The 25,202-nt window shown below is 54.0% G+C and carries 18 protein-coding genes; 8 read left to right on the forward strand and 10 right to left on the reverse strand.

Going from position 1 to position 25,202, the window contains the following annotated elements; all coding sequences use genetic code 11:
• Window positions 1-7: 7 nt before the first annotated feature.
• From METLU_RS0102100 to nhaD, 6 genes are all read left to right on the forward strand, one after another.
• A complete protein-coding gene (locus METLU_RS0102100; RefSeq protein ID WP_027156775.1) occupies window positions 8-655 on the forward strand; it encodes a YfgM family protein in 648 nt (215 codons plus the stop codon).
• On the forward strand, window positions 655-1,848 hold the full coding sequence (gene bamB, locus METLU_RS0102105; RefSeq protein WP_027156776.1) for an outer membrane protein assembly factor BamB: 1,194 nt from the start codon (window positions 655-657) through the stop codon (window positions 1,846-1,848). The genes METLU_RS0102100 and bamB overlap by 1 nt, the downstream gene beginning before the upstream one ends.
• Window position 1,849: 1 nt before the next feature.
• Window positions 1,850-3,250, forward strand: coding sequence for a ribosome biogenesis GTPase Der (der, locus tag METLU_RS0102110; RefSeq protein WP_027156777.1), 1,401 nt, complete (start codon window positions 1,850-1,852; stop codon window positions 3,248-3,250).
• 111 nt (window positions 3,251-3,361) lie between these two features.
• Window positions 3,362-3,856 carry a thiol peroxidase gene (gene tpx, locus METLU_RS0102120; protein ID WP_027156778.1) on the forward strand — a complete coding sequence of 165 codons (495 nt, stop codon included), beginning with the start codon at window positions 3,362-3,364 and terminating at the stop codon, window positions 3,854-3,856.
• A gap of 585 nt (window positions 3,857-4,441) precedes the next feature.
• Complete coding sequence (locus METLU_RS0102130; RefSeq protein ID WP_027156779.1) at window positions 4,442-6,520, forward strand: cation:proton antiporter; 2,079 nt, start codon at window positions 4,442-4,444, stop codon at window positions 6,518-6,520.
• Window positions 6,521-6,765: 245 nt separating this feature from the next.
• Window positions 6,766-8,205, forward strand: coding sequence for a sodium:proton antiporter NhaD (gene nhaD, locus METLU_RS0102135; RefSeq protein WP_027156780.1), 1,440 nt, complete (start codon window positions 6,766-6,768; stop codon window positions 8,203-8,205).
• Window positions 8,206-8,564: 359 nt separating this feature from the next.
• On the opposite strand, the gene METLU_RS0102140 is transcribed toward nhaD, so the two are convergent.
• The 10 genes from METLU_RS0102140 to METLU_RS0102185 form a co-directional block, all read right to left on the reverse strand.
• Complete coding sequence (locus METLU_RS0102140) at window positions 8,565-11,219, reverse strand: MMPL family transporter (protein ID WP_051299743.1); 2,655 nt, start codon at window positions 11,217-11,219, stop codon at window positions 8,565-8,567.
• Window positions 11,220-11,493: 274 nt separating this feature from the next.
• Complete coding sequence (gene tatA / locus METLU_RS0102145) at window positions 11,494-11,703, reverse strand: twin-arginine translocase TatA/TatE family subunit (protein ID WP_027156782.1); 210 nt, start codon at window positions 11,701-11,703, stop codon at window positions 11,494-11,496.
• A gap of 279 nt (window positions 11,704-11,982) precedes the next feature.
• Window positions 11,983-12,165 carry a hypothetical protein gene (locus METLU_RS0102150; RefSeq protein ID WP_036242794.1) on the reverse strand — a complete coding sequence of 61 codons (183 nt, stop codon included), beginning with the start codon at window positions 12,163-12,165 and terminating at the stop codon, window positions 11,983-11,985.
• Between the two features lie 19 nt (window positions 12,166-12,184).
• On the reverse strand, window positions 12,185-12,775 hold the full coding sequence (locus tag METLU_RS0102155; RefSeq protein ID WP_027156784.1) for an electron transport complex protein RnfA: 591 nt from the start codon (window positions 12,773-12,775) through the stop codon (window positions 12,185-12,187).
• A gap of 42 nt (window positions 12,776-12,817) precedes the next feature.
• Window positions 12,818-13,495 carry an electron transport complex subunit RsxE gene (gene rsxE, locus METLU_RS0102160; RefSeq protein ID WP_027156785.1) on the reverse strand — a complete coding sequence of 226 codons (678 nt, stop codon included), beginning with the start codon at window positions 13,493-13,495 and terminating at the stop codon, window positions 12,818-12,820.
• A gap of 11 nt (window positions 13,496-13,506) precedes the next feature.
• Complete coding sequence (locus METLU_RS0102165) at window positions 13,507-14,208, reverse strand: FMN-binding protein (protein ID WP_027156786.1); 702 nt, start codon at window positions 14,206-14,208, stop codon at window positions 13,507-13,509.
• 2 nt (window positions 14,209-14,210) lie between these two features.
• On the reverse strand, window positions 14,211-15,260 hold the full coding sequence (locus METLU_RS0102170) for an RnfABCDGE type electron transport complex subunit D (protein ID WP_027156787.1): 1,050 nt from the start codon (window positions 15,258-15,260) through the stop codon (window positions 14,211-14,213).
• Window positions 15,253-16,596: an electron transport complex subunit RsxC gene (gene rsxC, locus METLU_RS0102175; RefSeq protein ID WP_027156788.1), complete on the reverse strand. Its 1,344-nt coding sequence runs from the start codon at window positions 16,594-16,596 to the stop codon at window positions 15,253-15,255. The genes METLU_RS0102170 and rsxC overlap by 8 nt, the downstream gene beginning before the upstream one ends.
• Window positions 16,597-16,797: 201 nt before the next feature.
• Entirely contained in the window at window positions 16,798-21,795 is a 4,998-nt protein-coding gene (locus METLU_RS0102180) for a 2-oxoacid:acceptor oxidoreductase family protein (protein WP_027156789.1), read from the reverse strand.
• Window positions 21,796-21,879: 84 nt separating this feature from the next.
• A complete protein-coding gene (locus tag METLU_RS0102185; protein ID WP_231383530.1) occupies window positions 21,880-22,773 on the reverse strand; it encodes an RnfABCDGE type electron transport complex subunit B in 894 nt (297 codons plus the stop codon).
• A gap of 243 nt (window positions 22,774-23,016) precedes the next feature.
• Here METLU_RS0102185 and METLU_RS0102190 point away from each other — a divergent pair, with 243 nt between their 5' ends.
• A complete protein-coding gene (locus METLU_RS0102190; RefSeq protein ID WP_027156791.1) occupies window positions 23,017-23,253 on the forward strand; it encodes an OadG family protein in 237 nt (78 codons plus the stop codon).
• A gap of 138 nt (window positions 23,254-23,391) precedes the next feature.
• The gene (gene oadA, locus METLU_RS0102195) at window positions 23,392-25,173 is read left to right on the forward strand and encodes a sodium-extruding oxaloacetate decarboxylase subunit alpha (protein ID WP_027156792.1); all 1,782 of its coding nucleotides are present in this window, start codon (window positions 23,392-23,394) and stop codon (window positions 25,171-25,173) included.
• Window positions 25,174-25,202 lie beyond the last annotated feature (29 nt).

Genomic DNA, 25,202 nt, shown 5'->3' on the forward strand with positions numbered 1-25,202 from the left:
AAAACACGTGGCAATTTACGATACAGAAGAAGAACAGGTAGAAGCGTTAAAAAGATGGTGGAAAGAAAACGGCGTATCGACCATTGTCGGCCTAGCAGTGGGTATCGCCCTTATTCTGGGCTGGAATTACTGGCGAAGTTATAAAAAGGAGCAGACAGCGCAAGCTTCAGCCTTATACGATCAGTTACTGTCAGCGGCTGATACCGGCAAAAAGGAATCGGCTGAAAAACTCGCCGAACGTGCGCAAGAGGAATTCGCCAAGACGGAATATGCGTTATACAGCGGCCTGATGGAGGCAAAACTGAAGGTTCAGCAGGGCGATCTGGCTGCCGCCAGGCAGATTCTGGAAAAGCTTGCGGCAAAATCGGATGACGAATTGAGCCATATCGCCCGAATCAGACTGGTGCGCCTGATGCTCGCGACGGGCGAATATGAGCAGGGACTACAGGTCATCAACAAGGTTGACCCGGCCTCATCATCAGGTTTTTCAGCTAATTATGATGAATTACTGGGTGACTTATACGTCGCGTTGGATCGTCGTGATGAAGCGCGTACCTCTTATCAGAATGCGTTAAGGAATGGATCTCAGTCACCGTTGCTGCAATTTAAAATCGATGATTTGACCGCTCCAGAAATTATACAAAATCAAAAATAATGCGATTTATTACGCTTTTGCTGATTTGTTTCGTTTTGCCAGGTTGTGCGGCACTGACCACCGTTAATGATTCGATTTCAGGTTTAACCGATTACTTTTCGGGTGGTGAAGACAATACCGATCCGCCGGCCGAACTAACTGAAATCACGCCTGAGATTCAGATCGAAGTGCTTTGGAAAACAAGTATTGGTGTTGGTGCGGACGAACATACGTTAAAGCTTGTTCCGGCCATTGGATCCGGAAAAATACTGGCCGCCGATAGAGAAGGGCTGGTGCAGGCCAGAGAGTTGAGTACAGGCGATCTGAGCTGGGAAACTGAAACCGAATTTCACTTTTCCGGTGGTCCGGGTTTGGGCGCCGGTACTGTGATCCTGGGTACCAGCGATGCCGAAGTCATCGCATTAAACCTTGAAAACGGTGAAGTGCTTTGGAAAGCCGGCGTGTCCAGTGAAGTGCTTTCGGTGCCTGTCATCGACAATGGGGTTGTCGTCGTTCGAACTACGGATGGCACCGTTACCGCTCTTGACGAAAAAAGCGGCGGCAAATTGTGGAGCTATGAGCAGAGTGTGCCGGCGCTCAGCGTACGCGGAACCGGTTCATTGCTGATCAGTGGTGAGAATGTCGTGGGCGGTTATGACAACGGCAAGCTGATCGCCTTGCGCTTGATTGATGGCAAGCATATCTGGGAAACCAGTATCGTTATTCCGGCAGGACGCTCCGAAGTTGAAAGGCTGGTCGATCTGGATGTGGATCCGATAGAAACGGATGGCGTAATTTACATCGCCAGCTACCAAGGCGGCATTGCCGCAGTCTCGGCGGTGGATGGCGAAGTGATATGGCGTAACGAGACGATTTCATCTTCTTCAGGCATGGCCAATGATTGGCGCTATTTGTATTTAACGGATTCGAAAAGCGATGTCTGGCAACTGGACCAGCGCACCGGCGCATCATTATGGAAGCAGAAAGATCTGCACCAAAGGAAACTGACAGCGCCGGCCACTTATGAAAATAATGTCGTAGTCGGTGATCTGGAAGGCTATGTGCATTGGCTTTCCACCAGTGACGGCAGGCAACTGGCCCGTGTGCACGTGACTGATAGCGCCATGGATGCCAAACCCCTCGTGGTAGATAATACCGTTTATGTTTATGCTAAAGATGGCACGCTTGCCGCTTTAAAAGCCCGGTCCTTATAAAATGTTACCTGTAATAGCCCTGGTTGGGCGCCCTAATGTGGGCAAATCCACACTGTTCAATTATTTAACGCGTAGCCGCGAAGCGCTGGTGGCCGATTATCCCGGCTTGACCCGGGACAGGCAGTACGGCCGTGTCAAGCACGGCAACCGTGCTTGTCTGGTGGTCGATACCGGCGGTATCGCCGATGATGCCGAAGGCATAGACAGCTGTGCCCGAAAACAGGTGCAGGTCGCGCTCGACGAAGCCGACATCGTCTTTTTCATGGTCGATGCGCGCGAAGGGCTGAGTGCCTCCGATCAGGTGATCGCCGACATGCTCAGAAAAATGAGCAAGCCGGTCATCCTGGTCACGAATAAGGTAGACGGCATTCATGGCGATATGGCGGCCGCCGACTTCCATTCACTGGCGCTGGGCGAGCCGGTACAAATCGCCGCGACACATGGCCGGGGCGTACCCGAACTGTTGGCGCGCGCCGAGCAGTTGCTGCCGCCCCCCGATAAAGAGGCCGAAGATCTGCGCGACGGCATCAGCGGTATCGGTATCGCCGTCGTCGGCCGGCCTAACGTTGGCAAATCCACACTGGTCAACCGACTATTGGGCGAAGAGCGCGTGGTTGTGTTCGATGAGCCCGGCACGACGCGCGACAGTATCTACATTCCGTTTGAGCGCAACGGCAGGAAGTTTACGCTGATCGATACGGCTGGCATGCGCAGACGGTCAAAAGTATCCCTGGGCATTGAAAAGTTCAGCGTGATCAAATCGTTGCAGGCGATTGAAAAAGCCAATGTCGTCATTTACCTCATCGATGCCAGCGAAGGTATTACCGACCAGGATGCGCATTTGCTGGGCCTCGTGCTGGAAGCGGGCAGAGCCCTGATTATCGGCCTGAACAAGTGGGATGGCTTAACCACGGAGCAGAAAGAAACCGTCAAGCGGCAGATGGATGTCAAACTGTCGTTTCTGGATTTTGCTGAAAAACACCCGATCTCCGCGCTGCACGGCAGCGGCGTCGGCAAGCTGTTCGATGTCGTGCATACCCTGTACGACTCGGCCATGCTCGACATGAGCACGCCGGCACTGACACGGATATTGAGCGAAGCGACGGCTGCGCATCAGCCGCCTTTGGTGAACGGGCGCCGGATCAAGCTCAAATATGCTCATCAGGGCGGGCGCAATCCGCCTATCGTGGTCATACACGGTGTTCAGACCGACGTGTTGCCGACTTCCTATAAGCGCTATCTAATGAACTATTTCCGTGACAAGCTGGGTCTGAAAGGAACACCTATCCGTCTGGAATTCAAATCGCCGGCCAATCCCTTTCACGGCAAGAAAAACAAACTGACCGAGCGCCAGATACAAAAACGCAAGCGGCTGGTAAAGCATACCAAAAGCAAAAAGTGATGCCGGGGACTGGCATTAACGATGGCAGGCATGAACAGTTTGCTCATCAGTTTTATCGGAACGTTAAATTCGGCATGTTTTAATTGATTACCCATCTGGAGGATACAAGCCATGGCTGCAATTAAGTTTCAAGGTAAACCGTTACATATATCGGGTGAATTACCCTCGGTCGGCAGCAAGGCGCCGGAGTTTAAATTGGTTAACGGCAAATTACAGGAAGTCACGCTGGCGACTTACGCGGGTAAAAAGAAAATCCTGAACATCGTGCCGAGCCTCGACACGCCCGTATGCGCTGCGTCAACGCGTAAATTCAACGAGAAAGCCTCAAAACTGGACAATACCGTCGTTCTGGTGATTTCGGCGGACCTGCCTTTTGCGCAAGCCCGCTTTTGCGAAACGGAAGGGCTGAAAAACGTGATTTCGTTGTCAACCTTCCGTTCAAGCTTTGCCAATGATTATGGCGTTTATATCACCGATACCATTCTTGCCGGTTTAACGGCCCGCGCCATTGTCATTCTTGATGAGAATGACAAAGTGATTTATACGCAGCTGGTTGATGAGGTAGCCAGCGAGCCTGATTACGAAAGCGCATTGGCAGCACTGTAGATTTTAAATTTATACAAGATTAAAAAAGATTGGAGCAATTTCAATTAATTAGACACGTGTTGTAGAATATCCATTGCAACAAGATGAGTCTGTATTAATCCATGCCCAAGTCCTATTCAGGAGACTTACGTGCCCGCGAGATGGAAGCTGTTGAAGCAGGAGAAAACACTTCGAACAGTGAGTTTACACTAAGGCGTCAGCCCTGCCTTGGTCTTCAAAATGCACACTTTGTGGTGCCAACCGATGCCGTCAAAGGCCAGCCCTTTGGCGGTTCAAGCCCTCTAGACTGGAGCCTTATGAAACTGCTATCAAGGTGCAGTTAGCGGTGCAATCCATGGCACTGTATGAACTAATAGACTGATTGGAGGAGACGTCTGCCCGGGATGCATCGGTGAGTACGATGACTCGCCTGGTGCTCAGATTGGGTGCCGATATAAAAAACGATCTACGCCAGTAGCATGACTGCGACGATACGGCACGCCCCATGAAAGACTGGCAAACCAAACTGGCTCATTTTCATGCCGACGAATGCCTGAAGATTCAGGCATTCGGGTTATATTTCTAAATAGTAGGTAAATGCTTTAAATGAATCTTGACGTCTTTTTATCCATTTTTACCTTGATGTTGATCGCATTAGGCGTGAATTTGTTGGCGATTAAAACGCGCATCCCTTATACCGTTTTGTTAGTGGTGGTCGGATCGTTATTAGTCCCCATATCTCAGGTGGAATCGCTGACTTTCATCACCCGTTTCCAGTTAACGCCCGAAGCGCTGTTTTTCGTGTTCCTGCCTATTCTTATTTTTGAATCGGCCTACAACATGAAATTTCGCAACGTCAAGGAAAACAAGTATTCGATGGGCATACTGGCCGTCCTGGGCTTGCTCATATCGACGATATTCATCGGTTTTGTCGGGCAATGGGCTTTTGGACTGCTGGGCCTGGATATTCCGCTGCTGGTCACTCTGCTATTCGGCACCATCATTTCCTCAACCGACCCGGTAGCGGTTCTGTCCCTATTTAAGGAATACGGCGCGCCGCATCGTTTGACGCTGATCTTCGAAGGCGAGAGCTTGTTTAATGATGCCACGTCCTTTGCGCTGTTTCTGGTGTTTCTGGACTTGTTCATCCATGGCTATACCGGTTTTCCAACCCTGCTGACAGGCCTTATCTCGTTCACGACCATGCTGGTCGGCGGCATCATCTTCGGTCTGTTCATGGGGTTCATGTTCTCCAAACTGATTGAACTGGTAAAAGGTAACGAACACCTGGAAATCACGCTGACCCTGCTGGTCGCGCATTTCACCTTCCTGCTGACCGAGCTGATTTCAGAGCATCTGGTGGTACTGGGCCATGAAATCCATCTGTCCTCGATTATCTCGACCCTGATCGCCTCGATGGTCATGGGCAATTACGGGCGCTTTAAAATGTCGCACGGCGTCGAGGAATACATGGATAAATTCTGGAGTTACTTCGCCTTCCTCGCCAACTCGCTGGTCTTTATCCTGATGGGGCTGATGTTCGCCAATCTTTCCATCGATTTAAAAATTGCCATTCTGCCGATTATAGCCATTATCGCCGTGGTTGCCGTGGCGCGTATCATATCCGTTTACTCGTCGATATCGATCATTCACGCCCTCAAACTGGAGGAAAGAATACCGCAAAGCTGGCAACAGTTATTATCCTGGGGCAGCCTGCGCGGAGCTTTGGCAATCGTGATGGTGTTGCTGATTCCGAACAACCTGAGTCTGCCCGGCTGGACTTACTCTTTCTCCATTAAAGAGTTCATTACCGCCATCACCATCGGCTGTATTTATTTCACATTGCTGATCAAAGCCACGACGATTGGAAAAATAATCCGTTTATTAAAGATCGACTCGCTCTCCTCTCAGGAAGAGATGAGCTATCACAAAAGCAAGGCCCTGATTTACAAAGACCTGATCGACAAAATCGATGATTTATACCAACAGAAACAAATCAGCGAGCATCAGCATCAGGCCCTGTCCTCTTACTATAATGCCCTGAATCAGCAACAGCACGAACTGGCCAGACAAAATTTCGATAATTCCGACCATTTAATCGAGAACATGCTGCGCCTGTATGCGTTAGGCCTGGAAAAAGCCGCGCTGAAAGAGATTTTTCGGCGTTCGGAAATCAATGAGGCCGGCTATAAGAAAATTCTCGATATTCTGGAAATTCAGGTCGAACGGGTGGAGCACGGCAAGCAGCAGCTGACTTCACTGAACGAGCATTTCAGCGACTGGATCTATGCAAGTATTATCAACGGCATTCGCCGGGCGTTTTTTCTATCGCCCAAAGCGCCTGATCCGGAAGAAATTTATCTGTATTATCGCACGCAATACAAATTGATAACGAAAGTTATCCGTGAACTTTCCAAGCTGGAACAGTCGCATTTGAGCGAAATCTTTGATGATGAACAGGCGATAGAAAATGTCCTTTCCGTTTATCGGGCCCTGCAAGCGTGCACCGAGGAACACATGAAAGAGCAGATTCAATCCAATCAGGCCTTACTGGAGCAGTTGAACCAACAATCGGCTGAAAGGGTGTTGCATACTTTGCAGGGCGACATACTGAAACAGCTGCACGAGGATGAAATCATCTCTCCCAAACTGTACATCTCGCTCAACAAAGAGCTGCAAGACTGATATTTCCATTCCTTAAAAATACCGGCTTTTTCCTGAAGCCGGTACCCCTTCGAGTTCACAGCGCCCTGGATCAATCAAGGGCAAAAATAGGCTTTTTTTTCCTCAAAAGAGTTCAGTCCGTGAATAGCTAATTGCAGGCGGACTGCCATCAATACGTTACAGATTTAGCTGGCAGGATCTGCTGAACTCGAGTAAAGTGCGCACAATTTTGACCATCGGATTTTCCACAATTTTTCACGGACTTTATGATTAGAAAGCTTTTGCCATACTTGGCGGCCTTAATCTCTCTTGGCTTCCCGGTGCTCGCTATGGGGGGTGAAAACGCCGCCATTGATTCCCAACAACCTTTAGACCTGACACTGCACTGGGTAGGATATCTCGCGATTGGGATTTTTGTCGTGGCATATATCCTCGCCATGTTTGAAGAAGTCACCGAACTGCGCAAATCAAAGCCCATGGTGTTTGCAGCCAGCCTGATATGGGTATTTATTGCTTTCATTTACGTTTCCGGGAACATGGGCGAAGTTGCCGGAAAGGCTTTCCGTACCAGCCTGGAAGGGTTTGCCGAACTGTTTTTGTTTATTATGGTTTCGATGGCCTATCTCAATGCCATGGAGGACCGGAACGTTTTTGAAAATCTACGTGTTTGGCTGTTGAGTAAAAACTTCAGCTACCGGCAGTTATTCTGGATCACCGGCTGGATGTCTTTTGGGTTGTCTTCGGTCGCTAACAATCTGACCACCGCTCTGCTGATGGGCGCCGTATTATTGGCCATGGGCAAGGACAACAAATGCTTTATCACCATCTCCTGTGTTAATGTGGTTATCGCCACCAATGCCGGTGGTTCGTTCAGCCCTTTCGGCGACATCACGACGTTATTGGTCTGGCAAAAAGGAGTTGTACCGTTCATCAGCTTTTATTCGCTGTTAATTCCAGCCATGGTCAACTTTGCCCTGCCTGCGGCAATCATGCATTTCTGGATTCCCAAGGAGCAGCCGGCGGCAGCTAGAGAAGCGCCGGTCATCAAGCGCGGTGCCGGCATTATAATTTTTCTGTTCCTGATGACTATCATAACAGCGGTTTGCTTTGAGAATTTTCTTGAGCTGCCTCCGGCAGCCGGCATGCTGATGGGCTTGACCTACTTGAAGTTTTTTAGCTACTACATGCAAAAGGCACCCGGAAAAACCAATGGAGCGCCAGACACCGACACAATGGACATTCCGGTTATAGATGATGAACATCACGAGTTCGACGTATTTAAGAACGTGGCCAATCTGGAATGGGACACACTGCTGTTTTTCTATGGCGTTATGATGAGCGTTGCCGGCTTGAGTTTCCTTGGCTATCTGGGACTTGTCTCGAATTTTTTATACGGCGAAATAGATCCAACCATTGCCAACATTCTAGTGGGTATCTTTTCGGCATTCATCGATAACGGCACGATCATGTACGCCGTGCTGACCATGCAGCCGGATATCTCCCAAGGGCAGTGGCTGCTAGTCACATTGACAGCCGGCGTAGGTGGCAGTCTGCTGGCTATCGGGTCGGCTTCTGGCGTTGGTTTGATGGGGCAGGCCAAAGGCATTTACACGTTCAGCACGCACCTGAAATGGATGCCGGTGATTTTGATCGGTTATTTCGGCAGCATCGCCGTGCATTTCCTGCTCAACGCGGATTATTTCTAATCCTTCCTTCTGCCGGCAGCGCCTTCATGCTGTCGGCAGAAGGCTTGTCCATATTCTCAACCAGTCTCGCCAATCCAGCACAATCCCGGAATAAGCCCGGGCGAATCGGGATGTTCCAGTCCCCGATAGTATCCAGGAAAAAGCAGTTTGGCTGCGCCAGATATGCAGACCATACCGGCCTTGCATGAGGTTGGAAGTTTCAAGCACGGAGCCAGGTTGCGGCGGCCGGATCGATGGGTCGGGAGACCGGTGTTCAGCAAAAGCAGCGAGTTCGCCGATCAGGCGGGTGGGATTTCAAGTAGAGGGATATCAAAGGCCGTTAATCATCCATGACTAACGGCATTGTCGTCAGTTTGTCGTTAAAAAACTGATTGATTTGATCGCTTCTTTGAATGGTGCGGCTTGAGCCTGAGCATGCTAAATGCCGGCAGGACGACCAGCGCGCAAATCAAGGTCAGGAGCAGGCCCATGGCGAGCAGAATGCCCATCGAAGCCGTGCCTTGATGCGTCGTGAACGCCAAACTGCCGAAGCTGAATATCGTGGTCAGGGTGCCGAAGAAAACGCCCTGAGCCTCGCTGCTGCTAAGCATATTGCCGCCGTTTGAACTCAGGTAGTGCAGTCGGTGCGCCATATGGATGCCGCTGTCCACGCCGAGGCCGAACAACAGCGGCAAGGCGATGATGTTGGCGAAATTAAACGGCATATCGATCAGCACGGTCATGGCCGCCGTGAACAGGGAAGCGAGCAGCAACGGCAACAGCACCAGCAAGGTATCCTTGACATTGCGCATAATAACCAGCAGCAGCAGGGTAATGACGCCGAAGGCGACGGTAAAGGCCTGCTGGAACGCGCGGATAACCTCGTTCATGGACTCAAGATAACTGACCGGCAAATCAGTGACATGCGGGTCAACCTGCTGAGCATCCAGGATAAACTCGCGCATATTTTCCAGATCGTTCAAATCTTTTTTTGGAAAAGCCTGAACCCGGTAGATTCCATTCTTGCTGAGCCAGCGCTCGCTCAAATCCGCGGGCAGCGTCTCCAGATCGATCTGGCCGGCCTGCAGGCTATTGCGCAAAATCTGGATGGTTGACGGCAACGAATTTAGCATACTGGCCTGAAGCCGGTTCAGGATAGTTTGACGCGTTTCGGCATCGAACGATTGCAGTTTGGCAAGGAAGCGATCCAACGTAGCATCCAGCTCGATCATGACGCTGTTGTTGTCCGTAGCCAGGCGTTGCTTGAGCACTGTCTGGAATTTTTGCAGGGACTCGATTTTGGCGTCCTCTTTAGCCGGCGCGGGGAAATGATCGAGCACGGGGCCCACTATCAGCGCGAGTTCTTCTATCAAGGCCAGCTTGTCATCCTGATCTTCGGGGATAAAGTCGAACAGCGTCAACGCCTTGTCTACCGTGCTGAGTTTTTCGAGGCGCGCTTCCTTGTCCCGTGCTTCCGCCTCGGATGTCGCCAGGGATGTCAGCGTCATTGGCGAGGTATCCTGGGATTGCAGCAGATATTTAAAGGTTTTGACCGACTCGGTGTTGGGATCGCGCAAGTTGATCGGATTGAAATCCACGCTGACCTGCGTCAGCAGAACCAGGGCGGCTGCGGCTAAAACATAAGTAATCCAGCGGATCGGGCGCGCATGGACCAACGGCCAGTTCGATACCAGCTTGGAATGGGTTTGCTGGCTCTCTTCTATTTTCCGCACTTTAGGCGGCATGATTTTTATTAGCGCCGGCAGGACGGTAAAGGTCGTTGACAGCGCGATGACCAGACTGGTGCCAGCAATGATGCCCAGTTCCGAAACGCCGACATAATTGGTCGGAATGAAGGCGAACAGGCCGATCGCCGCTGTGAGTGTGCACAGGGCCAGCGAGCCGCCCGTGGACGTGAGCGTGTCGCGCAGGGCTTGGCGCGGTGATTCGCCGCGCTGTCTCAGTTCACGGTAGCGCAGGCAGAAATGTGAGGAGTAAGCATCGCCCATGCCAATAAACAGCACGCCGAAAGCAATCGAGATCATGTTCAAGTGCCCGATGGCGAATGTAGCGAAGCCCAGGGATAGCACCAGGCCCATGGTCAACGTAAAAAAGGTCGCGAACATCAGTTTGAAGGAACGATAGGCGATCCAGAGCGTGATGCACACCAAAAACATCGAAGCGATACCAGCAATGGTGGTGCCTTCGGTAACCGTTTGCATTTCTTCGTACTCCAGCACGACTTCTCCGGTCATGCGGACGCTGACATCGGAGACATCGTCAGTCAGTGAGGAGGCAATGACCTGATTGACGGCCGTCAAGCTTTTCTCGGCGGGCAGAAACTCCTGAAAATTCAAGACCGGCGTGGCGATGATAAAGCGTTTGGTGACACCCAGCCCCGAGGATCTGTCCATCATCAGTTGTTGCCAGGATAGCTGATAGGGGCGGCCTTCCAGCGCCGCTTGCAAGGCTTCGCTGGTCTTGCCGAAGACAGCGTTCATATCAAGCTCGATGTCATTGGAAGCATCCAGCGCCTGCCCGAATAGATCGAACAGCCCGTTCAGACTATTGTCCTGCGACAGCTTACCCATAAAAGGCTGGGCATTGGCGAGTTTCGTGGAGAGATCTTGCAGTTCTTGCATGCTCAGATAAAGCAAGCCGTTGCGATCGAAAAACTCGCCTTCATCGGGAAGGTAAACGGATTTGATCTGATCTTTTTGCTGGCGCAAGCCGGCGCTGATGCGCTTGACTGCGGCGGAGGTCTGTTCGGGCGTCTTGCCCTCTATAACCAGCAATATAGTGTTGGCGTCCTGGGGGAAAGCCTTTTCCAGACGCATACGATCCTGCTGGAACGGCAGTTCGGGAGAAATCATCTCGGCCGTGTTGGTATTGACGGTGAGGTTGTTCGCTGTATATTGAAAGATGAAACCGCTGACCACCAGAGAGAATATAAGTAGCCACCAGGGTCGGTTAAGGATGTTTTCTTCCCACCAGAGAATAGTTTTGACCAGGAGATTTTCGGTTGTTTTACTCATCGAATGCTTCAAGGATTATGGTTGGACTGGCTTGTTTACCACCGCGCGCAATTTTTTATTCGGCACGAAAAAACCAGTCCGACTGGAATAGATTGATAAAACCGACAAGTATAAACAACTATGGCTGAGCTGCAAAACCGGCTATTGAAACTCCTGCAAAATTCATTAAAAAATATCGGGGATTTAAAAATAGGGATGACCTGACAGTATGGATGATGGCAATTACTGTAACCAAATGGAAAAGGTCAAGAACATGTAATCCAATATGACAAAGCTAGTTTTCTTCGCTTTTGGAGGAAGGTTTTTCACTATCGTTAACTTTTTCTTCGTCGCCTGTTTGACCTTCTTCGCCTTCTTTAACAGCCGAACGAAAGTTTTTGATCGCGTCTCCCAAATCAGAGCCTAGCGTACGCAGGCGTTTGGTGCCGAAGATAATGATGATGATGGCTAATACGATTAGCAGTTTAGTAACGCTGATACCCATTTTTAACTCCAGTAAGATGTTCCAGTTATTAGTATATTAGCCAGTTGAATTTTGCTTGGCAAAATGATTTCAAGAATATAGTAAATGCGCAACTACGGATACAGGGGGCATTTGAAAAGCCGACATTTTAAAAATGATAAAAAATCCGCGCAAAGTTAAGAAAATCATTTCATTTTGGCAGTTCGGCGCCAAATATTTTTAGAGACGGATTAAAAGGATAGGTTCAGCGCAAAGATGCAGCCATTCAACCATGCTGAGCCGTACTCATCGAAGCCAAGCTTATTCCTTGTTTTCGCAGCGGTTACCCTGGCAACCGCAACTCTTGCCGCAACCCAAGCCTTCCTCTTTGGCAGGGCCGAACTCAGGGTATTTAGCGGCCACTTTTCTGGCCGCCTGTTGAATCAGAATCCAGCCCAGCATCAAGGAAAAGATAATGCCGAAAGCAATTAAAAAGTTAATCATAATATATCCTGTTGATGAGTTACGTCGCGCCGCCGCCCAAGCCTGCAAAGCCCATGAACGTCATGGACAGAATGCCGGCCAGCATCATGCTCAAACCGGCCGCCTGGGTAATGCTGGGCATATTGGCCAGCTCCAGCTTTTCTCTCAGCCCGGCCATCAGAATCAGGGCGAGGGCGAAACCCGCACCGGCGCCGGCGCTGAAAGCCACCGATTGCAGAAAGCCATAGCCTTTGGCGGTCTGGATTAAAGCAACGCCTAAGATCGCGCAGTTGGTCGTGATTAACGGTAGATAAATGCCCAAAGCCCGAGACAGTACCGGACTGAATTTCTTCAGAATCATTTCCACCAATTGTACCGCGGCAGCGATCACGGCGATGAAACTGATCAGGCGCAGGAATTCGAGATCGTACTTGACCAGGATGGCATTGATGCCATAGGCGCAGATGGAGCTGATCAGCATCACGAATGTGGTTGCCAAGCCCATGTTGATCGCGGTGTCGCGTTTTGCCGATGTGCCGACAAAAGGGCACAGGCCTAAAAACATCGCCAATACGAAGTTATTGATTAAAAAAGCATTCAGGAACAGATAGCCTAATGATTCGGTTTGCATGACGGGTATCTCAGGTAATTAAAAGGCCAATACTTCAAACTGTTAAGGGTTCTGCTTGACCGTGCAATGCGTGGCGGCATCAGTGCCAATGATTTTCTTGGTCCGACGTTGCTCGACCCATTTGAACAGCAGCAGCCAGCTGCCCAGCACGATGAAACCGCCGGGCGGCAAGATCATGACGACCCACGGTTCAAAGCTGTCGCTGAACACCTGAAAGCCGAGCAGTTTGCCGGAGCCCAGCAGTTCCCTGACGCTGCCGAGGCAGGCCAGCGCGAAGGTAAAGCCCACGCCCATGCCGGCGGCGCTGACGACGGATTTGTTGAACGCGTTCTTGGACGCATAGGCTTCGGCGCGGCCCAGAATCAGGCAGTTCACGACGATGAGCTGGATAAAGGCGCCCAGGGCGTTGTACATGTCCAGGCTGATGGCCTGAATCAGGTAATCCACCAGCGTCACGAAAGTCGCGATGATGATGATGTAAGTCGTGATGCGGATTTGTTTGGGGATGAAATGGCGCAGTCCCGAGACCAGGGCATTGGAACCGACCAGCACGAAAATGGTGGCCGCGCCCATGGCCAAGGCATTGGCCAGCGAATTGGTGACAGCCAGGGTAGGGCACAGACCCAGCATCATGACGAAAATGGGGTTTTCCTTCCACAGTCCGGCGGTAAATATTTCCAGCGTCAGTGGCGTTTCTTGTTTAGGGGCAGGCGTCGACATACATCACCTCTTTACGGTTGGGTTGTCAGCTGGGCTTTTTCCAGCAGGTTTAAATTCTGGGCAATAGCGGGATGGAAGAGTTGCCCGCTTTTATCGAGCATGCGCCCGACGGCATTGGAGGTAATCGTGGCGCCGGCAATCGCATCGATTTCCCAGGGATTCTTCTTGGTGCCATGTCGGACTGTTTTAATATCATGGGCCAGGGCCGATTGCTCGTCGTTCACTTTGGCGTCCAGACATTCGAAATTCTTCAGAAAACTTTCATCGGTAGCGATCTTATCGCCAAAGCCTGGTGTTTCCGTGCTTTTCAAGACGACAAAATCCTTGATGCAGCTGCTGTACGGATCATAGGCATACAGGATCTTTACCGTATCCTGATAACCTTGCGCCGCCGCTGTCAAGGCGATGCCGACCAGTTTATGGTCTTGATCGTAGCCGGCGTAAATCAGATTGCCGTCATTGGGCGTATCGTCCGGAACCAGCATGAGCTCGCTCTCCTCCAGGCGAAAGGTCAGGCGGGAGCTGGCGCTGGCCGGCAACACATTGTACAAGGCGCCTTCCAGTGCCACACGTTGATTGTCGGCTATCATGGGTTTCGTGTATTCATAAACCAGGGCCACCAACAGGCCTGATATCAAGGCGACGGCACCCAGTTTCTGGATCAGTGACAGACTGGAAGGCAGTTGTGGAATCTGCGGATCGGGAGTACTCATGCTTAGTCCTTATCTTTGCGTGCGCCGAAAATACGTGGCTGAGTGAAGGATTCAATGATGGGCGTCGCGGCATTGCCGAACAAAATCGCATACATGACCGCCTCGGTCAAGGCACCGAACAGGCGGATGATGACCGTCATAAAGCCGATCAAAAAGCCGATAATGAAAATGCCCAGCGGCGTGACCGGCGATGACACCATATCGGTGGTCATGAAGACGGCCGCAAACATCAAGCCGCCCGAGAATATCATAAAGCTGGCGCTTGGGTATTTAGACGGGTCCATAAGATAAAAGATTTCGGCCGTTATGAAGGTGCCGAAAATGACGGCGGCGGTAATGCGCCAATCGAGCATTTTCTTATAGATCAGATAAGCACCGCAAAGCAAGATCAGCAATGAAGAGGGCTCGCCGGCCGAGCCCGCGACCGTGCCCAGAAACAAATCCTGTGCATCGGTCATGATGCCTTGAAATTTCATTAGCGCCAGCGGGGTCGCGCCGGTGAAACCGTCGATGGCCGTATTCAACGTCCAGTCGGCGGTAGGCTCGGCCGTCATGAACGGGAAGGCCAGCGTGGACGGGATGAATTCGCTGAAACGGTTCTCGGCAAAAGCCGGCGTCCAGGTCGTAATCGCTACCGGAAACGCCGCCTGGACAAATGCCCGCCCGACCAGGGCCGGATTGAACACATTAAACCCCAGGCCGCCGAACAGGGCTTTACCGAGCGCGATCGAGACAAAGCCGCCGACCACGCCCATCCACAGTGGAAAGCCCGGCGGCAAAGTCAGAGCCAGCAGCAGGCCCGTGATGACGGCGCTGTAATCGCCGATGGTCGAACGCTTCTCGGCCATGCGGCAGAAAAAGTGCTCGGTTGCGACGCAAGCTGAGGTCGTTATAATCATCGACGCCAAGGCGCTGATGCCGAACTGGTAAATCGAATAGGCGCAGATCGGCAGTAAGGCATAAACCACATGGCGCATGATCTCGGTGACGGTCGGCGCCCGCCGGATATAGGGCGATGTGCGTATGTCGATTTTGGGTGATTTTTCAGCCATTGTTCAGGTGCCTTTCACGATTCAGTACTTTAGCGATTCTGAAGTACTGCACTAAGGGAATATTGGACGGACAGACATAACTGCAGCAGCCGCATTCGAAACAAGCATTGAGGTGGTACTGTTCCTCCATGACATCATAGCGCCGCTTGGCCGCCAGTTGGCCCAGTTCGCACGGATTCAGGTTGATCGGGCAGGCCTGCAGGCATTTGGAGCATTTGATGCACGGCAGAATGTCGTCATTTTTAGTGGCGCGCTGGTCGAGCACCAGGACCGTGCCGGTGCCTTTAGTAACGGGCGTATCCAGTGAAGCGGCGGCCGTGCCCATCATGGGGCCGCCGAGTATCAGTTCCGCCTGTTCGCCGGTAAAGTTTGCATATTGCAGAATGTAACGCAACGGCGTGCCGATGGGGACGATGTAATTGCCGGGTTTTTCCAGGTCATCGCCGGTAATGGTGATAACGCGCTCGATAAGCCCCTGGCTATGCGGCAGCAGGCGGCCGATCTCGGCCAGTGTCGCGACATTGAATACAGCCAGGCCGACGTCGGCCGGCAGGCCGCCGGCCGGAATCTCGACGCCGAGCAGCGAATAGGCCAGCATTTTCTCGGCGCCTTGCGGATACTTCGTTTCGACGGCTTCGATCGTAAGGCTGCCGTCCTGGGGCAGATGCGGCTTGATGGCGGCCAAAACATCCGGTTTGTTGTCCTCGACGCCGATAATGGCCTTGCCGGCGTCCACGCATTTCATTGCGATGCGGATGCCTAGGATCAGGTTCTTGACGTTTTCGAGCATGACGCGGTGATCGGTCGTCATAAACGGCTCGCATTCGCAGCCGTTGACGATAACCGTGTGTACTTGCTTGCCTTCCGGCACGGTCATCTTGAAGTGCGTCGGAAAACTGCCTCCGCCCAGCCCCACCATGCCGGTATCCTTGACAGCCTGGATCAGCTCCTCGCGGCTCATGGACGCTATGTCGCGCTCTTCGCCCCGGATCGGAATCTGAGACGAGCTGGGCTGAGTGTCGATGATAATGCAGTCTTTTTTGGCGCCGGACGGCGTCTGCATGAGTTCGATGCCTTTGACGGTGCCCGTGACCGGGGCATGCAGCGGCACGGACAGCGGACCGTCAGCGACAGCGATCACCTCGCCGCGCTCCACGGACTGGCCTTTGTGCACGATAGCGATCGAGGGCTTGCCGATATTCTGCGACAAAGGCACGATGACCTGCGGCGCGAAAGGCAGCCGGCGGGTCGGTTTGGCGCTGGTCTGTTCCTTATATTCGGCGGGATGTATACCTTTGGGGAAGGTTTTTCTACCGAATAGTTTTAGTAAACTCATAGTCCTGACTAGTATAAAAATCACAACAACGCTAAGGAATTAGCGTGTTCATAAACCACGAAGAGCCCGAAGGACAAGCCTTGCACAATAGGGTTAATGTGCGGGCTTTCCTTCGGGCTCTAAGCAACTGCATCCGCAGTCATTCGTAAGATTTACAGTTTAATCCATCTTGGGTTTAAGCCTTAAAGATAGAAATTGTCCTTACTGAAACTTCTCCGCACGTTTGATGAGCTTTTCGAGATTGGGCTCATCAGGGTTCCAGGGTGTGCCGGGATGAATGATCACGGCCGTGCATTTTTCAGCGGCTTTCACGATCTGTTCATAAGTACCGGCTGTCGGATTGACGACAACGGCTTTTTTATCGGCATTATACTGGAATATGGCCGGCGCAATGTCGACGCATTCATCACAGGTCGTGCAGTCGGGCGTGTCAATCCATACCGCTTCATGCCCGCCGGCAACGGCTTTAGCGGCCGGAGCGGCAGTCGCCGCAGCAGGTGCCGCCGCAGCTGGCGCAGGAGCGGACTCTGCCGCGGTGGCTACCGGCGCGGCCGTTACGGCCGATGGAGTCAATAGGCTGGCTAAAGCGCTGGCATCACCGCCGCCTACCATGTTCACCAGGTTGGCGGCAATGCTGGAGGCCATTTCCGCTTTGGCCTGATCGGCTATCGCTTTCAAGTCGATGGTCGGCCGGTTGGCGCCGACGATGCCTTTCAGGATGCGCCAGAAATCGCGCCGCTCGATCGTCGACAGGACGATTTCGGGATCGACCACCACGCGCACCAGCGTATTCGTATCCGGATGCACGGCGCAAATGAACGGGATATGCTCGGCTTTCTCCTCTCTGGACAGGTCGATAAACTCGGTCAGCGGCACCATGTCATCAGTCCACCGGGACGGCGGCACGAACTTGAAGTGCTTGCGGAAGCGGCCTTCCGTCAAGGCCCAGTCAGCGAACATCATAGGCACTTCCATGGTTTCTTCGAGACCGTATTCATCGACGAACTTCAGCGTGTAAGTTGTCCAGTCTTTATCAAGGTCCGGGTTGCCCTGAATGGACGTACACTCCTCCCAGGTATCGCCCAGACGCGGGTCGAAGGTCAGCAGCGGATAAGCGCGCGACTCGACGGCCAGGCGGCTTTGCATTTCCGATGCGTCATCGGCCACGCCGTGTTCGGGCTGGCAGACGGCATAGATGTTGAAAACGGCGGGACCTCGGAAATTCAGGCCGTCGATGTAACCTTCCAGCAAGTGGTTGACATGCGAGATGGCGCCCTGCATGACATAGGATGTCCGGTGTGCCATCGCGAGCAGGCTCATTTCCTTGCGCAGCTCGAACTTGCCTTTGGCTTCCTGGCCGTAAGGCGCCATGTCAGATATCTGGCCGATGAAGCCGGAGGTGCAGGCCTGGCCGCCGGTGTTCGAGTACACCTGCGTATCGAGGATCAGGACCTTGATCGGTATGCCTGACATCAGGCAGCGCGACAGGTTCTGGAAGCCGATGTCGTACATGGCGCCGTCGCCGCCGACGCAAACCACGGGCGGGCACATCAGGTATTCCTGTTCCGTGAATTGCCGCCAGTCGAAATATTTGAAGAATCTGTCGTGCTCGTCCTTGTCGTACTTGCCGGCCAGTTCCAGTTCCGCCATGCGTATGGCCTTGAAGCCTTCCGCCATTTTGAGCATGTGGCCTTCGAAGACGCCCATTGCCAGGGATGGCGCATCCTGGAACAGGTGGTTGGCCCACGGGAACGGGTAGGGGTTGAACGGGAAGGTGGAGCCCCAGACCGACGTACAGCCCGTGCTGTTGGTGATGCCCATTTCCACGCGGCCGTTGCCGGTAGGGCCTTCAAGATACAGCCACTTCAAATGTTTCAGTTTGGCGGAAATCTGTGACGCCCATTTCAGCCAGCCTGCATCGATAGGCTTGGACGGTTTGCCCGCATCCAGAGCACTGCTGAGTTTTGCTAGGGTCAGGTCAACATTTTTATTCGCTTCAATCGCGGCTTCTATGGCTTCGATATCGTTGATATCGAGAGATTCCGCCAGTTTCAGGCGGATGTGTTTCTCCATGCCGACAATCAGCGCTTCGATTTTGGCGACCTGCTTCTTGACGCGCGGCTGCATGAGCGCCGTCACGGCGCCTGTGAACAGGTGAATGATGGTTTTCTCGCCGCAGCCGAGGCACGCGCCGTCGCCGCAGTTCATCGAACTGTAGATTTTCTTGTCCAGCAGCATGCTGGTCAGGGCGCCGACTTTTTCATCGATATCGTCAATACGATTGTATTTCGGATTCGAGGTCGGCAAGTCCATCCAGTAATCCCAGTCTTCGCGCAAAGTCTTGATGCTGTCGACCGTTTGCGTCGACACCTTTAACGCATCATCGTTACAGACCTTGACGCATTCCATACAGCCCTTGCAGGCCATGGGATTGATAGTGATCGAGAACAGGCCGCCGTTATTGGGCGTGCGTTTGTTGACCGCGTCGTGATAGGGTTTGGTCAGCGCGAATTTAAACGAGCCCATGGCGTCCCTGAACCACTCGAACTCGGTCGAGACTTCGGCGCGTTCCGCTTCCGGGTATTCGGCAATCGTATCGCCGATGGCTTTGTTGAAGACCGGAGTTAATGCCGTGCCTTCCGAGCGCGTCGCGGCCAATGCATGGTATTTTTTCTCGACAGTGCGGATCGCGCGGCGCAGGTGCTTGACTGTTTTGCCGTTTTTTTCGATGCGCTTGATGTTGGTTTCGAAGACCTCGCCGACGGTATTGATCAGGCCCGGAATGGCGCTGTCAGGGCAAACCGTGTAGCAGTCGCCGCACGCGGTGCAGTTCTCGGGGATCCAGGTCGGATGCTCGAAACGGATCTGCGTCATGTCGCGGTAGATGCCCGTCGCGGCCGGCACGATGCTCAGCGCCATGAACGGATCGGCCAGATTTTCATTGGCGCGGCCGTTGATATAGTTGCTGCCGGTCTGCTCGAAGAAACGATGGATGTCGGAAATAGCATCGTCGTTGGCAGGCTTGCGCAATAACGTTAGCGGCGCTGTGGCTTCTTTTTTCTCGGCCCAGGGCGCGACATCGCCGACGACCATGGCGCTGACATCGATTTCATGGGTTTCAAGGAAGCCGCGTTTAACGGTCCTGAAGTTGTCCTCGACGACCTGCTTGCCCTTGCTGCCGAATTTGGCGTTGAGGGTATCGTAAATTGAATGCAGGATCTCGTCCTTGCTTTTGTTCAGGTTGGCCGCCAGCGGCGCTGCCTCGAAGAAAGCGCCCTGGAAGGCAATGCCTTGCATACGGAATTGCAGGTCGGGGTCTTTGGCTTCCTCGCGCGCGATCTTGAAGCCGTCGATGTAGGCAACCTTGATTTTCTTGTCGACGATATAGCGCTGTGAGGCTTTTGGAAACGAGCGCCAGACCTCTTCAGGCGAAGACAGGCTGCTTTGAATGATAAACACGCCGTTTTCCTTCAGGCCGGCCAGCGGGTTTGAATGCGTGAAGACGTTCGGATCGGGCGAAATGACCACGTCCACGAACGCATATTCACAGGCCAGGCGGATTTTTTCCGGCGCGGCTGACAGGTAGTATGTAGTCGGCTGGCCTTTTTTCTCGGAGCCGTATTTGGGGTTGGCCTTGATCTCGTAGTCGAGCAGGTCGAACAGGGTCATGGCCAGATTTTTACCGGTCGTGATCGCGCCCCAGCCGCCGACCGAGTGCATGCGCACGGTAATCGCGCCTTCGGGCATCAGGTTCGGGTTTTCGGAGCCGGTCAGTGCCAGATCGCGGATATGCGGATAGGCATCGATGACGGCCTGCTGCTGAATTTCCTGTTTGGGCGAGTAAGCCTGGTCGCGCACGAACTGGATGCCCAGGTAAAAGAATTTCTGATGCTTGCCGTCCGGCAGCATGTTCTCGACGGCGGCGATAATGCCTTCCGGCTGCAAATCGCGGCTGCCCAGGCCGAAAGAGGCCGAATACAGCGGCGATGAATCGGTGTCTCTTTTATAAGTAGCGTAGCCGGGGAAAGGCAATTCACTGGAGTTGCCGTTTTCCACGGCCTTGGCCATGGCAGTGCGGATTTCGCGGATTAACGGCAAATCTTCGGCCATGGGCTGGTCGGTTCTTTCCATGACCGTGACACCTTTGCGGCCTCTGGCGACATGCGAGATCAGATCACCCGGAAACGGGCGGAACAGGGTCATGTTGACGACGCCGACCTTGATGCCGCGTTTTTCGCGCAGATAATCGGCCGTGACTTCGGCCGTATGAAGCACGCTGCCCTGCGCGATGATCAGATAATCGGCATCGTCACAGCGGTACTGGCCGATACGGTGATAACGCCGGCCGGTCAATTCGTACCATTCGTCCATGCATTCGTCGGCGAATACGCTGACGTGGTCAAAGAAATAAGGGCGCTGGCCGGCAACGGCCTGCATGTAGCTGTCCTGGTTTTGTACTACGCCCGACATCATCGGTTTGTCGACTGTCCAGAGTTCGGGGATGCGCCGGCGGGTCGCGCCGTACAGAATGCGCTGCGCCGGGGTCGGCGTGTTGATGATGTCGTCGGGGCGGCCCAGATATTCCTCGATCAGCTCTCTTTCCGGCACGTTCAGCGCTTCGATCAGATGCGTCGTTAAAAAACCGTCCTGCGCCACGACGATGGGGTTCAGCGACAGCTCGGCGATTTTACGGCCGATGATGTTCAGGTCGGCCGCTTCCTGGTTGTCCTTGGCGAAGACCTGAATGAAGCCGGTATCATCGATACAATGGTAATCGTCATGGCCGCAGTGCACGTTCAGCGATGATTTCGTGATCGCGCGGCAGGCCATGTTCAGGACATAAGGCAGCCGTTTGCCCACCGCCGCATACAGGGATTCATGCATGTAGGCGGCGCCCTGGGAGGAAGTGAAGTTGGTGGCTCTGAGGCCGGACATTGACATGCCGGCGGTAACGCCGGCCGCGGCATGCTCGCCTTCAGGCTCGACAAAAATCAGCGGCCGGTCGGAGATGTTCAGATAGCCATTGGCCATTTCCACGGCCCAGCCTTCGCCCATGTCGGTCGAAGGGGTGATCGGGTAAGCGCCGGCAGCATCGCTGGATTCGCGCTCGACCATGATGACGGCCGCACTGCCGTCCATGGCCATGCGGATGCCAGGATATCTAAACGTTTTGGTTTCTTTTTTGCCGAAAAAAGCCATTCAAGGTTCCTCTAGTAAAAGCGTACAAAAACCGGCTCGTCCGGTTCAGGCGCTTTGTAGAATTAAATATGTGAAAAAATTCTGTTAGCCCAAAGGCAGTGATTCCGTGCGCAGAACCTTTTTCTTCGATTCTTTGCCGTGGCTGGAGCGGGTCGTACCCAATTTGCTGTCTATCCAAACGATAGCGCCGGTCGGGCAGCGTTCTATCGGTGTTCGGTCTACCGTGAAATCTGCGTACTTTTCATAATCAATGACGGCCAGATTGTTTTTGATCTCGATTAAACCTTTAGGCGCATCCACAGCGCATTTTCCGCAGGCTGTACAGGCGACTTCGCATTCGTGCTGCGCTTCATCGCCTTCATCAAGACTTTTGCAGGCAACGAACAATTGATGGCTGACCGGTTGCAGAGAGAATAAATCCTTGGGACAGACGACGACGCAATCGTTGCAGGCCGTGCATTTATCTTCAATGACGATGGGCAGGCCGTGCTCATCCATGAATATGGCGTCAAAGTCGCAGACATCAGCGCAATCGCCCAGGCCCAGGCAGCCCCAGTTGCAACCTTTGCCGCCGCCGGCAATTACCGATGCCGCCTGGCAGGATTTCATGCCCTGATATTGAGCTCGCTTATAAGCAACGTGTGTGCCGCCGGCGCAAGCCAGGCGGGCGACGACTTTTTCCTGGCTGCCGACATCGACGCCCATGTAATCGGCGATCAATTGATTGGCTTCAGGTGTATTGACGGTGCAGCCGGAGGGGCTTCGAATGCCGGCGACAACCGCTTCGGCGAAAGGGCGGCAGCCGGGAACCCCGCAAGCGCCGCACTGAGCTTGCGGAAGCATCTCGTCCACGGCATCGATTCGGGGGTCTTCATAGACAAATAACTTTTTACTTGCGATAGCCAGGATTGCTGCGAGGACCACGCCGAGCGCGATCATAAACAGGGCAGCGGTCCCAATACTAGCTAGTGATAACATTAATTACTGACTCTTAAAATACAAATGCAGACCTACAGCAGTTTCCATAGTAAAAAAACTGCTAGCTTAGAGGCCGCTACTTTACACGAAAATTCAGTATTTAGGAAAAGTATGATTGATGGTTATTATAAGTATATCTTTATGATAAACCAAAAAATACATCAATTTAGTTATCTTAGTTTGTTTAGAGTATGAGTTTTATGGATAATGGGCGGATAATTTTAAACAGCAAGGTTTAACCATATGACAGAACTGATGATGAGCGGAGTAGAGTTAATGATGGTCGGCATGGGCCTCGTTTTCCTGTTTCTGGCCATGCTGGTGCTGGCCATGAAGCTGATGTCGGCACTGGTGCAACGCTATTTTCCGGATGCGCCGCCAGCCGCCAGCCCAGTGCGGCCGGCGGCCAGCACCAGCACTGACGCCAGCGTGATCGCCGCGATTAGCGCGGCCGTGCATCAGTACCGGTCCCGGCATTAATGACTGTCGGCATCCGGCGTGCTGCTGGGTGCCATGCGCGTCGGCCTGCGCCGTGGGGGACAGGCTGCGTTCCAATTTCCCATACAACCGCAAACCGACCCATAAGGTCCGCGAACTCCAACCCAAAAAGGTTATAGCATGGCTCAACATAACAACAAGCCCTTGGGCATCACCGAAGTCGTCCTGCGCGATGCCCATCAATCCCTGCTGGCCACGCGCCTGCGCATCGATGACATGCTGCCGATCTGCGACAAGCTCGACCAGATCGGCTACTGGTCGCTGGAGACCTGGGGCGGCGCCACCTTCGATGCCTGCATCCGCTACCTGGGCGAGGACCCCTGGCAGCGCCTGCGCCAGCTCAAGGCAGCCATGCCTCGTACCCGCCAGCAGATGCTGCTGCGCGGCCAGAACCTGCTCGGCTACCGCCATTACGCCGACGACGTGGTCGACACCTTCGTCGAGCGCTGCGCCGTCAACGGCATCGACGTGTTCCGCATCTTCGACGCCATGAACGACATGCGCAACATCCAGCGCGCCGTGCAGGCCGTGCTGCAGACCGACGCGCACGCGCAGGGCACGATCTCCTACACGACCAGCCCCGTGCACACCCTGGACCTGTGGGTCGACCTGGGCAAGCAGATCGAAGACCTGGGCGCGCACTCGATCTGCATCAAGGACATGGCCGGCCTGCTCAAACCCTATGACGCCTTCGAGCTGGTCACGCGCCTGAAAGCCAGCGTCGCTATCCCGATCCACATGCAGTGCCACGCCACCACGGGCCTGAGCACCGGTGCCGTGCTGAAGGCCGCCGAGGCCGGCATCGACAACGTCGACACCGCCATCTCCTCCATGAGCATGACCTACGGCCATACGCCGACCGAAACCATCGTGGCCAGCCTCGCGGGCACCGACCGCGACACCGGCCTGGACCTGGCCAAACTGGAAGAGATCGCGGCCTATTTCCGCGACGTGCGCAAGAAATACGCGGCCTTCGAAGGCAGCCTGAAAGGCGTCGACGGCCGCATCCTGGTCTCGCAGGTGCCGGGCGGCATGCTCACCAACATGGAAAGCCAGCTCAAGGAGCAGGGCGCCGAGGACAAGTTCGACGCCGTGCTGGCCGAGATCCCGCGCGTGCGCGAGGACCTGGGCTTCATCCCCTTGGTCACGCCCACCTCGCAGATCGTCGGCACCCAGGCCGTCCTGAACGTCATCGCCGGCGAGCGCTACAAGACCATCACCAAGGAAACGGCCGGCGTGCTGAAGGGCGAATACGGCGCCACGCCGGCGCCGGTCAATGCCGAGCTGCAGGCGCGCGTGCTGGCCGGCGCCGAGCCGATCACGGGCCGGCCGGCCGACCTCTTGGCGCCGGAAATGGCCAGACTGATCGCCGAGGTGCAGGACAAGGCCCGCGCCGAGGGCGTCAAACTCAGCGAGCATGTCGAGGAGGACGCGCTGATCAACGGCCTGTTCGCGCAGGTCGGCTGGAAATTCCTGGCCAACCGCGGCAATCCGGCCGCCTTCGAGCCGGTGCCGGGCAGCGTGCCGGCCCCGGCCGTGTCGCCCGCGCCCACCCCGGCGCCGGCGGCCCAGGCCGTGGAAACCTACAGCGTCAACGTCGACGGCCGCCATTTCAACGTCGCGGTCGGCCCTGGCGGCAATGCCGTCAGCATCCAGCCGGTGGCCATCACGGCCCCGGCCGTAGCCGGCGACGGCGTCTCGGTCGAGGCGCCGATGGCCGGCACGATCCTGAAAGTGCTGGTGCAGGTCGGCAGCGCCGTAGCCGAGGGCGATGTGGTGGTGATCATGGAAGCCATGAAGATGGAAACGGAAGTGCGCTCGCGGGCCAGCGGCATCGTCAGCGCCGTGCATACCAAGGAAGGGGCCGCGGTCACGGTCGGCGACACCCTGATCAGCCTGTAATAGCACCGCCCCGCCCGAGGCGGGGCCTT

The organism is Methylobacter luteus IMV-B-3098 (assembly GCF_000427625.1).
In the GTDB taxonomy this organism is placed as follows: Bacteria; Pseudomonadota; Gammaproteobacteria; order Methylococcales; family Methylomonadaceae; genus Methylobacter; species Methylobacter luteus.

Bases quoted from the DNA above. Each gene is read 5' to 3' on its own strand.
- rsxE (WP_027156785.1), bottom strand. From the start codon at position 13,495: ATGTCGACGCCTGCCCCTAAACAAGAAACGCCACTGACGCTGGAAATA.
- nhaD (WP_027156780.1), top strand. From the start codon at position 6,766: ATGATTAGAAAGCTTTTGCCATACTTGGCGGCCTTAATCTCTCTTGGC.
- oadA (WP_027156792.1), top strand. From the start codon at position 23,392: ATGGCTCAACATAACAACAAGCCCTTGGGCATCACCGAAGTCGTCCTG.
- METLU_RS0102150 (WP_036242794.1), bottom strand. From the start codon at position 12,165: ATGATTAACTTTTTAATTGCTTTCGGCATTATCTTTTCCTTGATGCTG.
- METLU_RS0102190 (WP_027156791.1), top strand. From the start codon at position 23,017: ATGACAGAACTGATGATGAGCGGAGTAGAGTTAATGATGGTCGGCATG.
- bamB (WP_027156776.1), top strand. From the start codon at position 655: ATGCGATTTATTACGCTTTTGCTGATTTGTTTCGTTTTGCCAGGTTGT.
- tatA (WP_027156782.1), bottom strand. From the start codon at position 11,703: ATGGGTATCAGCGTTACTAAACTGCTAATCGTATTAGCCATCATCATC.
- METLU_RS0102155 (WP_027156784.1), bottom strand. From the start codon at position 12,775: ATGCAAACCGAATCATTAGGCTATCTGTTCCTGAATGCTTTTTTAATC.
- tpx (WP_027156778.1), top strand. From the start codon at position 3,362: ATGGCTGCAATTAAGTTTCAAGGTAAACCGTTACATATATCGGGTGAA.
- METLU_RS0102185 (WP_231383530.1), bottom strand. From the start codon at position 22,773: ATGTTATCACTAGCTAGTATTGGGACCGCTGCCCTGTTTATGATCGCG.
- der (WP_027156777.1), top strand. From the start codon at position 1,850: ATGTTACCTGTAATAGCCCTGGTTGGGCGCCCTAATGTGGGCAAATCC.
- METLU_RS0102180 (WP_027156789.1), bottom strand. From the start codon at position 21,795: ATGGCTTTTTTCGGCAAAAAAGAAACCAAAACGTTTAGATATCCTGGC.
- METLU_RS0102165 (WP_027156786.1), bottom strand. From the start codon at position 14,208: ATGAGTACTCCCGATCCGCAGATTCCACAACTGCCTTCCAGTCTGTCA.
- METLU_RS0102140 (WP_051299743.1), bottom strand. From the start codon at position 11,219: ATGAGTAAAACAACCGAAAATCTCCTGGTCAAAACTATTCTCTGGTGG.
- METLU_RS0102130 (WP_027156779.1), top strand. From the start codon at position 4,442: ATGAATCTTGACGTCTTTTTATCCATTTTTACCTTGATGTTGATCGCA.
- rsxC (WP_027156788.1), bottom strand. From the start codon at position 16,596: ATGAGTTTACTAAAACTATTCGGTAGAAAAACCTTCCCCAAAGGTATA.
- METLU_RS0102170 (WP_027156787.1), bottom strand. From the start codon at position 15,260: ATGGCTGAAAAATCACCCAAAATCGACATACGCACATCGCCCTATATC.